This is a genomic window from Streptococcus mitis (assembly GCF_003942695.1).
GTDB lineage: Bacteria > Bacillota > Bacilli > Lactobacillales > Streptococcaceae > Streptococcus > Streptococcus mitis_BD.
Genome location: NZ_RJNU01000001.1, coordinates 1 through 12,790, shown reverse-complemented (window position 1 = coordinate 12,790; position 12,790 = coordinate 1). Strand labels below are relative to the sequence as shown.

Genomic DNA, 12,790 nt, shown 5'->3' with positions numbered 1-12,790 from the left:
GAAGCGATTTGAGAGATATTGCGTCGTGCTCACCTAACCCCAATAGGCAGAAGTGTAAAACAAAGAGAACCCAAAGGTTCTCTTGTTTGCTTTTATTCTACTGTTTCTTCAACTTGGATTTCCACAGTTTCATCTACTGGAGCGTTTTCTGCCTCTTCTTGTTCTGGAGCCAGATATTCTGCTTCATTGATGGCTTGTGGTTCAAGGTTACGGTAGCGAGCCATACCAGTACCAGCTGGGATGATCTTACCGATGATAACATTTTCCTTGAGTCCAAGGAGATGGTCTTTCTTACCACGGATGGCTGCATCTGTAAGGACACGAGTTGTTTCCTGGAAGGAAGCCGCTGACAAGAAACTGTTGGTTTCAAGTGAGGCTTTGGTAATTCCCATAAGAACTGGGCGACCAGTCGCTGGGACTCCACCTGCGATAAGAACATCTTTGTTGGCATCTGTAAAGTCGTTGATGTCCATGAGAGTACCCATGAGGAGGTCTGTGTCACCTGGATCCATGACACGAACTTTACGGATCATTTGACGAACCATTACCTCGATGTGTTTGTCACCGATTTCTACCCCTTGGCTACGGTAAACTTTTTGTACTTCACCGAGAAGGTAAGTTTCAACTGACAAGACATCACGAACAGCAAGGAGACGTTTTGGTTGGATAGAACCTTCTGTCAATGCCGCACCGCGAGAGACTTGGTCTCCAACTTCGACACGCATACGGGCTGTAAATGGAACCACGTATTCGCCTTCGCCAGTTTCACCCTTAACAAAGACTTTCTTGGTACGAGTTGAAGCATCTTCTTCGATGGCTGTAACCTCACCCTTGACTTCAGTGATGACCGCTTCCCCTTTAGGATTGCGGGCTTCAAAGATTTCTTGGACACGAGGAAGACCCTGAGTGATATCGGTATTTGAGGCAACCCCACCCGTGTGGAAGGTACGCATTGTAAGCTGTGTACCAGGTTCCCCGATAGATTGGGCAGCGATTGTACCAACTGCTTCACCAACTTCAACCGCATCACCAGTCGCCAAGTTGATACCGTAACAGTGACGGCAGACACCATGACGAGTGTTACATGTAAATACAGAGCGGATAGTAACTTCTTCCACACCAGCATTGACAATTTCACGCGCCTTGTCTTCTGTAATCAACTCATTTGGACCGATGATCACTGCACCAGTTTCTGGATGTTTAACAGTTTTCTTAGTATAACGACCATTGAGACGTTCTTCGAGAGACTCGATCATCTCTTTTCCTTCTGCGATAGAACGAATCAAGAGACCACGGTCTGTTCCACAGTCGTCCTCACGGATGATAACGTCTTGGGCAACGTCAACCAAACGACGAGTCAAGTAACCTGAGTCGGCTGTCTTAAGGGCCGTATCGGTCATACCCTTACGGGCACCGTGAGTTGAGAAGAACATTTCGAGTACTGACAAACCTTCGCGGAAGTTTGAAAGGATTGGCAATTCCATGATACGTCCGTTCGGAGCGGCCATCAGACCACGCATACCGGCAAGCTGTGAGAAGTTTGAGATGTTACCACGGGCTCCAGAGTCCATCATCATAACGATTGGGTTCTTAGGATCTTGGTTGGCAACCAAGCGTTTCTCCAATTTTTCACGGGCTGCACGCCATTCAGCGGTAACAGCATTGTAGCGCTCGTCGTCCGTAATCATACCACGACGGAATTGTTTGGTGATTTGTTCTACACGTTTGTGTGATTCTTCGATGATTTCAGCCTTGTCTTCAACGACTGGGATATCAGCGATACCCACTGTCAAACCTGCAAGAGTTGAGTGGTGGTAGCCGAGGTTCTTCATACGGTCAAGTAGGGCAGATGTTTCTGTCGTACGGAAACGTTTGAAGATTTCAGCAATGATATTTCCAAGGTTTTTCTTCTTGAATGGTGGGTTGAGTTCAAGGCCATCGATAGCTTCCTTGATATTTCCACCTAGTGGCAAGAAGTACTTAGCTGGAACACCTTCTGTTAAGTTGGCATTTGTTGGTTCTTGCAAGTAAGGTAGTCCTTCTGGCATGATGTCATTGAAGAGGATTTTACCAACTGTTGTCAGCAAGACCTTGTGTTTTTGCTCTTCAGTCCATGGTTTGTTAAGGCTATCTGTTGCGATACCAACACGTGAGTGGAGGTGAACATAACCATTACGGTAAGCCATAACAGCTTCGTCACGGTCTTTGAAGACCATTCCTTCACCTTCACGACCAGCTTCTTCCATGGTCAAGTAATAGTTACCCAAAACCATGTCCTGAGATGGAGTAACAACTGGTTTACCATCTTTCGGGTTCAAGATATGCTCAGCAGCCAACATCAAGATACGAGCTTCTGCTTGAGCTTCTTCTGAAAGCGGTACGTGGATGGCCATTTGGTCCCCGTCAAAGTCGGCATTGTAGGCTTCACAGACAAGTGGGTGCAAGCGAAGGGCCTTACCATCAATCAAGACTGGCTCGAAGGCTTGGATACCCAAACGGTGAAGGGTCGGTGCGCGGTTCAAAAGTACTGGGTGCTCTTTGATAACTTCTTCGAGGATATCCCAGATACGTTCATCTCCACGTTCTACCAAGCGTTTAGCCGCTTTAACGTTTTGAACGATATCGCGCGCAACGATTTCACGCATAACGAATGGTTTAAAGAGCTCGATTGCCATTTCACGTGGCACACCACATTGGTACATCTTAAGAGTTGGACCAACGGCGATAACGGAACGTCCTGAAAAGTCAACACGTTTACCGAGCAAGTTTTGACGGAAGCGTCCTTGTTTCCCTTTGAGCATGTGGCTCAATGATTTAAGTGGACGGCTACCTGGCCCTGTGATCGGACGACCACGACGACCGTTGTCAATCAAAGCGTCAACCGCTTCTTGAAGCATACGCTTCTCATTTTGAACGATGATACCAGGTGCATTCAACTCAAGCAAACGAGCCAAACGGTTGTTACGGTTGATAACACGACGGTAAAGGTCGTTCAAGTCAGATGAGGCAAAACGGCCACCATCCAACTGCAACATCGGACGAAGGTCTGGTGGAATAACTGGAAGGATGTTGAGAATCATCCATTCAGGTTTGTTTCCAGACTTGTAAAAGGCATCCAAAACATCCAAACGACGGATGGCTTTGACACGTTTTTGTCCAGTAGCTGTTTTCAACTCTTCTTTGAGTTCAGCAATTTCTTTTTCAAGATCTACTTGTTTCAAGAGGTCTTGGATGGCTTCGGCACCCATCTTGGCAACGAATGATCCATAACCATACTCACGCAGGCGCTCACGGTATTCGCGCTCTGTCATGATAGACTTGTGCTCAAGTGGTGTATCCTTCGGATCAATCACCACATAAGCCGCAAAGTAGATAACTTCCTCGAGGGCACGAGGGCTCATATCAAGGGTCAAGCCCATACGGCTTGGAATCCCCTTGAAATACCAGATGTGAGATACAGGAGCTTTCAACTCAATGTGCCCCATACGCTCACGACGAACTTTTGTACGCGTTACTTCAACCCCACAGCGGTCACAAACAATCCCTCTGTAACGAATGCGTTTGTACTTACCACAAGCACATTCCCAGTCTTTTGTAGGACCAAAGATGACTTCGTCAAAGAGTCCTTCACGTTCTGGTTTCAACGTACGGTAATTGATTGTTTCAGGTTTTTTGACTTCTCCATAAGACCATGAACGGACTTTGCTTGGAGAAGCTAGGGTGATTTGCATACTTTTAAAACGATTTACATCAACCACTATTTCTTCCCTTTCTATTCTAAGTGAACTGCTTATTCTTGGTCAGCAGCTTCTTCTGTTGCTTCCGCTTTTGCAGTTTCTTCAGCTTCAAATGCTGCTTTTGCATCTTGGGCTGCTTTTTCGCGGGCTTTTTCAAGGTCATCTACGTGGATGACATCTTCGTCCATTCCTTCATCCAAGTCACGAAGTTCCACTTCTTGATCATCTTCGTCAAGGACACGCATGTCAAGACCAAGAGATTGCAATTCTTTCACAAGAACTCGGAAGGATTCTGGAACACCTGGCTTTGGAATTGGTTTTCCTTTTGTAATAGCTTCATAAGCTTTCAAACGTCCGTTGATATCGTCAGACTTGTAAGTCAAGATTTCTTGAAGGACATTTGACGCACCGTAGGCTTCAAGAGCCCAAACCTCCATCTCACCGAAACGTTGTCCACCAAACTGAGCTTTACCTCCGAGTGGTTGTTGGGTAACGGTTGAGTATGGTCCGACTGAACGAGCGTGCAATTTATCATCAACCATGTGGTGGAGTTTGATCATGTACATAACACCAACTGATACACGGTTGTCAAATGGCTCACCAGTACGTCCATCGTAAAGGATTGTCTTAGCATCGCTGTCCATACCTGCTTCTTTAACAGTGTCCCAAAGGTCTTCAGAACTTGCTCCGTCAAAGACTGGTGTTGCAATGTGGATACCAAGAGTACGGGCTGCCATACCAAGGTGGAGTTCCATAACCTGACCGATATTCATACGTGATGGCACCCCAAGTGGGTTCAACATGATATCGACTGGAGTTCCGTCTGGAAGGTAAGGCATGTCTTCTACAGGAACGATACGAGAGACAACCCCTTTGTTTCCGTGACGTCCGGCCATCTTATCTCCGACCTTGATCTTACGTTTTTGAGCGATGTAGACGCGAACCAGCATGTTAACACCTGATTGCAACTCATCTCCATTTGCACGTGTAAAGATCTTAACATCACGAACGACACCATCGGCACCGTGAGGTACTCGAAGAGAAGTATCACGCACTTCACGAGACTTGTCTCCGAAGATAGCGTGCAAGAGACGTTCTTCAGCTGAAAGGTCTTTTTCACCCTTAGGTGTTACTTTACCGACAAGGATGTCCCCTTCTTTAACCTCAGCACCGATACGGATAATGCCCATTTCGTCAAGGTCTTTAAGAGCATCTTCACCAACGTTTGGAATTTCACGAGTAATTTCTTCAGGCCCAAGCTTTGTATCGCGGGTTTCTGATTCGTATTCTTCGAGGTGGACAGATGTGTAGACATCGTCTTTGACCAAGCGTTCGCTCATGATAACAGCATCCTCGAAGTTGTAACCTTCCCATGTCATGTAGGCAACGATTGGGTTTTGTCCAAGCGCCATTTCCCCTTTTTCCATAGAAGGTCCGTCAGCGATAAAATCGCCTTTTTCAACGACATCGCCAACTTTAACGAGAGTGCGTTGGTTGTAGGCAGTACCTGAGTTTGAACGACGGAATTTTTGGATGTGGTAAACATCTAGCGAACCATCTTCACGGCGAACTTCTACCTTATCAGCATCTGCATATGTAACTTTACCATCATACTGAGCAATAACAGCAGCACCAGAGTCATGAGCTGCTTGGTATTCCATACCAGTACCAACGTAAGGTGCTTTGGGGTCAATCAAAGGCACAGCCTGACGTTGCATGTTGGCACCCATGAGGGCACGGTTGGAGTCATCGTTTTCCAAGAAAGGAATACATGCTGTCGCAACGGCAACTACCTGTTTTGGTGACACATCCATGTAATCAACGACTTCTGCTGGGTACTCCTGGTTGACCCCTTGGTGACGTCCCATGACAACTTTCTCAGCAAAAGTACCGTCTTCGTTGAGGCGAGAGTTAGCCTGCGCTACAGTAAATTCATCTTCTTCATCGGCTGTCAACCAAACGATTTCGTTTGTGACTACACCTGTTTCACGGTCAACCTTACGGTATGGAGTTTGAACAAATCCATACTTATTCAAGTGTCCGTAAGATGACAAGTTATTGATCAAACCGATATTAGGTCCTTCAGGTGTCTCGATTGGACACATACGACCATAGTGAGTATAGTGCACGTCACGAACTTCATATCCAGCACGGTCACGTGTCAAACCACCAGGTCCTAAGGCTGACAAACGACGTTTGTGAGACAACTCAGAAAGCGGGTTGTGTTGGTCCATGAACTGTGACAACTGTGATGAACCAAAGAATTCTTTAACCGCAGCTGTGACAGGACGGATATTGATGATTTGTTGTGGTGTTAAAACTTCATTGTCCTGAACAGACATACGTTCACGGACATTACGTTCCATACGAGAAAGCCCAAGACGTACTTGGTTTGCAAGCAATTCACCAACTGCACGGATACGACGGTTCCCAAGGTGGTCGATATCATCCACACGTCCGATACCTTCTGCCAAGTTAAGGAAGTAGCTCATCTCTGCAAGGATATCCGCAGGAGTTACAACACGAACCTTGTCGTCTGGATTGGCATTTCCGATGATGGTTACAACACGGTCTGGGTCTGTTGGGGCAACAACCTTGAATTTTTGAAGCACAACTGGTTCTGTCAGAACAGCTGCATCGTTTGGAATATAAACAATCTTGTTCAAGTCGCCATCCAAGTGACTCTCGATACTTTCAATCACGCTACGAGTCATAACGGTACCAGCTTCTACCAAGATTTCACCAGTTTCAGGGTCTACCAATGGCTCCGCAATGGTTTGGTTGAGCAAGCGTGTTTTAACGTTGAGTTTTTTATTGATCTTGTAACGACCAACGGCTGCTAAGTCATAGCGGCGTGGGTCGAAGAAACGTGCCACAAGCAAGCTACGTGAGCTCTCAGCAGTCTTAGGCTCACCTGGACGAAGGCGTTCGTAGATTTCTTTCAAGGCTTCATCTGTACGAGAGTCCATTGGATTCTTGTGGATATCTTTTTCAACAGTATTGCGAACCAATTCGCTATCACCAAAGATATCAAAGATTTCATCATCACCTGAGAAACCAAGCGCACGAACCAAGGTCGTAAATGGAATCTTACGAGTACGGTCGATACGAGTATAAGCGATGTCTTTTGAGTCGCTTTCAAGTTCCAACCAAGCTCCACGGTTAGGGATAACAGTTGAGCCGTAACCCACTTTACCGTTCTTGTCTACTTTGTCATTAAAGTAAACACCTGGTGAGCGGACCAACTGAGAAACGATAATACGTTCACCACCATTGATGATGAAAGTACCCATTTCGGTCATGATTGGGAAATCACCAAAGAAGACTTCTTGGGTCTTGATTTCGCCTGTTTCTTTATTGATCAAGCGGAAGGTTACGAAAATTGGTGCTGAGTAGCTAGCATCGTGGATACGTGCTTCTTCGAGCGTGTATTTTGGTTCCTTGATTTCATAGCCAACAAATTCCAACTCCATTGTGTCTGTGAAGTTTGAAATTGGCAATACATCTTCAAATACTTCCTTAAGACCGTGATCTAGGAAATCTTTGAATGAATCCGTTTGAATTTCAATCAAATTTGGTAAGTCAAGAACTTCTTTGATTCTTGAAAAACTACGACGGGTACGATGTTTCCCGTATTGAACGTCATGTCCTGCCAAGATGATTCTCCTTTGTAAATAAGTTCCAAGCCTTATCAATCAGGCTTTTCTAATCGTCATATGGTTATAAAAAACCTTATCACCATGTCCCTTCGATGAATTTTCAGAATCTTTAAATCTTTGTTACAAGTACTCGAAAACCTGAAAAAAAGCACAAAAAGAGCAGCTAAATCCGACTTTTTCAGAAGATTTAACTGCTGTGAGTCTTGTCTGGACAATATTTCAGACAAAACCTACGACAAATGATTATTCATATTATACCTTATTTAGCTAGATTTTTCAAGATTTTTTTACTATTTTTTAAACAATCTTTTCCTATATATTATTTTAAAATTTCAAGAGAATGAAACATTATATTTTCTCTCAAAAATTAGGAAAACGCTTGCACTAATGTTTACCTCGTGCTATACTGATAAGGAACAACTACACAAGGAGAATTGTGATGAAAAAGATCCCATCTCAAACTGAGAAAAAAATGATTTACGGTATCCGTTCTTTGAAAAACGGAACTGGTTCTGTCCTTATTGGTGCCAGCATTGTCTTGCTTTCTGCTGCAATGCCAACTATTTCGGCTAATGAAAACCTTCCTCAAACTCAGGAAAATACCAGCGCTGTGACCAAAGCCCCTACTGAGACTGAAACTAGTCAAACTCAAAATCAAACGACTGTTTCTGAACAAAAGAATGCAAACGCTTCCCTCAATTCTAAAAAAGAAGCACCCGCAACTGAAGCTGCTCTAGCATCCGAAACACCTAAAACAGAAGATGCGACTACAAGCCAGGCTAACAGCAAAGAAGAGAAAGTAGATGCCAGCACTTCGGCGCCAACTTCAGATAAAAAACCACAAACTGATACATCCTATGAAGAACCCATCGCAGACAACCACTTCCGCATCCATGTAAAAAAACTCCCTGAAGAAAACAAAGATTCTCAAGGTCTTTGGACTTGGGACGATGTTGAAAAGCCGTCTGAGAACTGGCCCAATGGAGCCAAGTCCTTCAAGGATGCCAAGCAAGATGACTACGGATATTATCTAGATGTCAAACTCAAAAATGAACAAGCCAAGAAAGTCAGCTTCCTTATCAACAATACCAAGGGGGATAACCTGACGGGGGACCGTTCTGTAGAGCGCCTCTCTCCCAAAATGAACGAGGCCTGGCTAGATGAAAACTACAAGGTATACAACTACCGTCCTCAGCCAGCAGGAACTGTCCGTGTCAACTACTATCGCACCGATGGCAACTATGACAAAAAATCTCTTTGGTATTGGGGCGATGTCAAGAACCCAAGCAGTGGAGAATGGCCTGACGGTACTGACTTTACCGCAACTGGAAAATATGGCCGTTACATTGATATCCCACTCAATGAAGCTGCGAGAGAATTTGGATTTTTATTACTAGACGAAAGCAAGAAAGGCGATGATGTGAAAATCCGAAAAGAAGATTATAAATTTACTGATCTAAAAAATCACAGTCAAATCTTCCTCAAAGATGATGACGAAACCATTTACACTAACCCCTACTATGTGCACGATATCCGCATGACTGGAGCCCAACATGTGGCTAAATCTCGTATCGAAAGCAGCTTTTCTACCCTAGTTGGAGCTAAGAAAGACGATATCCTCAAACACTCCAGCATCACTGATTACCAAGGGAATAAAGTAGCTATCACAGACGTGGAAGTGGATGAGGCAGGTAAAAAAGTGACCTACATCGGCGACTTCTCTGACACCCAACACCCGTACACTGTCAGCTACAATTCAGACCGATTTACTACACGGTCAAGCTGGCGCCTCAAGGATGAATCCTACAGTTACGATGGTCCACTCGGCGCAACTCTAAAAGAAGATGGCAAGCGTGTTGACCTCACCCTCTGGTCTCCAAGTGCTGATAAGGTTTCCGTTGTCGTATATGACAAGAAAGATCCTGAAAAAGTAGTCGGAACTGTCGCCCTTGAAAAAGGAGAAAAAGGCACCTGGAAACAAACTCTGGATGCAAACTCTGGTCTCGGTATCAGCAACTACACTGGCTACTACTACCACTACCAAATCGAGCGCCAAGGTAAAACCGTTCTCGTTCTTGACCCTTATGCCAAATCATTAGCGGCTTGGAATAGTGACCTAGCAAAAACAGATGCCGCTCATAAAGTCGCTAAGGCTGCCTTTGTCGATCCAGCGAAGTTAGGTCCACAAGACTTGACCTATGGAAAGATTCGTAACTTCAAATCGCGTGAAGATGCCGTTATCTATGAGGCTCATGTGCGTGACTTCACTTCGGATCCTGCCATCGCAAAAGACTTGACCAAGCCATTCGGTACCTTCGAAGCCTTTATCGAAAAACTAGACTATCTCAAAGACTTGGGTGTGACTCATATCCAACTCCTTCCAGTCTTGTCTTACTACTTTGTCAATGAATTGAAAAACCATGAACGTTTATCTGCCTACGCTTCAAGCAACAGCAACTACAACTGGGGATATGACCCTCAAAACTACTTCTCCTTGACTGGTATGTACTCAAGCGATCCTAAGGATCCAGAAAAACGTATCGCAGAATTTAAAAACCTCATCAACGAAATCCACAAACGTGGCATGGGGGCCATCTTGGATGTGGTCTACAACCATACTGCAAATGTTGACATTTTTGAGGATATTGAGCCAAACTACTATCACTTTATGGACGCAGACGGAACTCCACGTACTAGCTTTGGTGGCGGTCGTTTGGGAACAACCCACTACATGTCTAAACGCGTCTTGGTAGACTCCATCAAGTATCTGGTTGAAACTTACAAAGTAGATGGTTTCCGCTTTGATATGATGGGTGACCACGATGCGGCTTCAATCGAAGAAGCTTACAAGGCTGCACGCGCCCTCAATCCAAACCTTATCATGCTAGGTGAAGGCTGGAGAACCTATACTGGCGATGAAAATACGCCTGTACAACCTGCTGACCAAGATTGGATGAAGAAAACAGATACTGTCGCTGTCTTTTCAGACGACATCCGCAACAACCTCAAGTCTGGCTATCCAAACGAAGGTCAACCTTCCTTTATCACAGGTGGCAAACGAGATATCAATACCATCTTTAAAAATCTCATTGCCCAACCAACTAACTTTGAAGCTGACAATCCTGGAGATGTTATCCAATATATCGCAGCCCATGATAACTTGACACTCTTTGACATCATTGCCCAGTCTATCAAAAAAGACCCAAGCAAGGCTGAGAACTACGCTGAAATCCATCGCCGTTTGCGACTTGGAAACCTCATGATCTTGACTGCTCAAGGGACTCCGTTTATCCACTCTGGTCAGGAATACGGACGCACCAAACAATTCCTAGACCCAGCCTATAAGACTCCTGTTCCAGAAGATAAGGCTCCACACAAATCTCACTTATTGCGTGATAAGGACGGCAAGCCGTTTGTCTATCCTTACTTTATCCATGACTCTTACGACTCTAGTGATGCTGTCAACAAGTTTGATTGGACCAAGGCTACCGATAGCAAAGCATATTCTGAAAATGTCAAGAGCCGTGACTACATGAAAGGATTGATCGCTCTTCGTCAGTCTACGGACGCCTTCCGACTCAAGAGTCTTCAAGATATCAAAGACCGTGTCCACCTCATCACTGTCCCAGGCCAAAATGGCGTTGAAAAAGAAGACGTGGTCATCGGCTACCAAATCACTGCTCCAAATGGAGATGTCTACGCAGTCTTTGTCAATGCAGATGATAAGGTTCGCGAATTCAACTTGGGAACTGCTTTTGCTCACTTAAGAAAGGCCGAAGTTCTCGCAGATGAAAACCAAGCAGGACCAGTAGGAATTGCCAACCCTCAAGGTCTCGAATGGACTGAAAAAGGCTTGAAATTAAATGCCCTCACTGCTGTCGTTCTCCGCTTATCTCAAGGTGGTGCCATTGTCGCTCCAGCTGTGGAAGAAAAACCTGAATTTGATCTTTCTAGCTTAGATGTTGAACCAGAACAAGGCCGAGCTCAAAACCTAGCCGCCAATCCTGAAACTCAAGAAACTGCTGCAGAGGCTCACTCTCAGAACCTCCTTCCAAACACAGGAACTGAGAGCAAATCCCTCCTTGCCCTTGCTGGATTCAGTATCCTTGCCCTTCTCGGACTTGGATGGTTGATAAAAAACAAGAAAAAGAAATAACACTCAATGAAAATCAAAGAGTAAACTAGAAAGCTAGCCGCAGGCTGCTCAAAGCACAGCTTTGAGGTTGTGGATAGAACTGACGGAGTCAGCGTCATATACCTACGACAAGGCGAAGCTGATGTGGTTTAAAGAGATTTTCGAAGAGTATAACCTAGCCCTCCTATAGAGAAAACACCTCATGATTAGAAAAATCTTCTAGTCATGGGGTGTTGTTTGCAGGCTCTATAATATTTGTAGTGGGTAAATCCCCTATGGATATTATGGAGCCTATTTTGTTGTAGAAAAAAAGTCCCATATGACCTATAATGAAAAGCGACTAAACAACTCATTAGAAAGATTCATATGGAACCATTACATTTTATCATAAAACTACTCGATATTAAAGACCCTAATATCCAGATTCTAGATATCATCAATATGGATACTCACAAGGAAATCACTGAAGAAATATGATTTTCAAAAACCGTCTAAGATTCCTTCCCCTGAAACGACTGGCATGCCTACTAGAATTCTCCTTAAAAACGCCGTTTAAAGTGCTATCGTTGCTCAAAAACTAGTTGAAAAAACCTCTATGACCGATATCGCTCACCAGCTTTCCATTTCAACTTCAACCGTCATTCGGAAGCTCAATGACTTTAGTCGACTTCATAAGACTATGTCCTGAGACGAGTACGCCTTTAAAATGAGTTTTATCCGTACAAGGCTTTAAGAATCTCAATATTATCACTGTCCTTGAATGCAGAACACAAGCGATTATTCGAAATCGCTTTCAGGCTGTCTTTCAAACCTTTCTCAAGGACAAAGAAAAAATCATTAATCCCTTGAATCACTCTATTCCAAAGCCAAACTAGAATTCTCGTCGCTTTGAATATCAAAAAGGAGAGGACTGATTTAGTCCTCTCCAGCGTATGACTTTTTGGTAATCCACTACAGTTGACAAAGAGCCAAAAAAAGATACTCACTTAAGTATCTTAGTCAATAAATCAAATCGGGAAGACAGGATTCGAACCTGCGACACCTTGGTCCCAAACCAAGTACTCTACCAAGCTGAGCTACTTCCCGAGTTAAATAGAAAAAATGCACCCTAGAGGATTCGAACCTCTAACCGCCTGATTCGTAGTCAGGTACTCTATCCAGTTGAGCTAAGGGTGCTCATTATTATATGCCGAGGACCGGGATCGAACCGGTACGATCGTTTCCAATCGCAGGATTTTAAGTCCTGTGCGTCTGCCAGT

Annotated in this window: 3 protein-coding genes, 2 tRNA genes and 1 pseudogene; 2 read left to right on the top strand and 4 right to left on the bottom strand. The window is 44.5% G+C overall.

The window, feature by feature from the left end; all coding sequences use genetic code 11:
• Positions 1-92 precede the first annotated feature (92 nt).
• Both rpoC and rpoB read right to left on the bottom strand, forming a co-directional pair.
• Positions 93-3,758, bottom strand: a complete 3,666-nt coding sequence (gene rpoC / locus D8852_RS00030) for a DNA-directed RNA polymerase subunit beta' (RefSeq protein WP_185755555.1) — start codon at positions 3,756-3,758, stop codon at positions 93-95.
• 32 nt (positions 3,759-3,790) lie between these two features.
• Positions 3,791-7,393 carry a DNA-directed RNA polymerase subunit beta gene (gene rpoB, locus D8852_RS00025; protein WP_125424900.1) on the bottom strand — a complete coding sequence of 1,201 codons (3,603 nt, stop codon included), beginning with the start codon at positions 7,391-7,393 and terminating at the stop codon, positions 3,791-3,793.
• Between the two features lie 442 nt (positions 7,394-7,835).
• On the opposite strand from rpoB, the gene D8852_RS00020 reads away from it, so the two are divergent.
• Positions 7,836-11,552: a pullulanase gene (locus D8852_RS00020; protein WP_125424901.1), complete on the top strand. Its 3,717-nt coding sequence runs from the start codon at positions 7,836-7,838 to the stop codon at positions 11,550-11,552.
• A gap of 345 nt (positions 11,553-11,897) precedes the next feature.
• Positions 11,898-12,325: pseudogene (locus tag D8852_RS00015) on the top strand (ISL3 family transposase); the annotation flags it as partial.
• Positions 12,326-12,543: 218 nt separating this feature from the next.
• On the opposite strand, the gene D8852_RS00010 reads toward D8852_RS00015, so the two are convergent.
• Positions 12,544-12,617, bottom strand: a tRNA-Pro gene (locus tag D8852_RS00010).
• Positions 12,618-12,633: 16 nt separating this feature from the next.
• Positions 12,634-12,707 (bottom strand) — tRNA-Arg (locus D8852_RS00005).
• Positions 12,708-12,790 lie beyond the last annotated feature (83 nt).

Excerpts from the sequence above, each read along its gene's own strand:
- D8852_RS00020 (WP_125424901.1), top strand. The coding sequence starts at position 7,836 with ATGAAAAAGATCCCATCTCAAACTGAGAAAAAAATGATTTACGGTATC.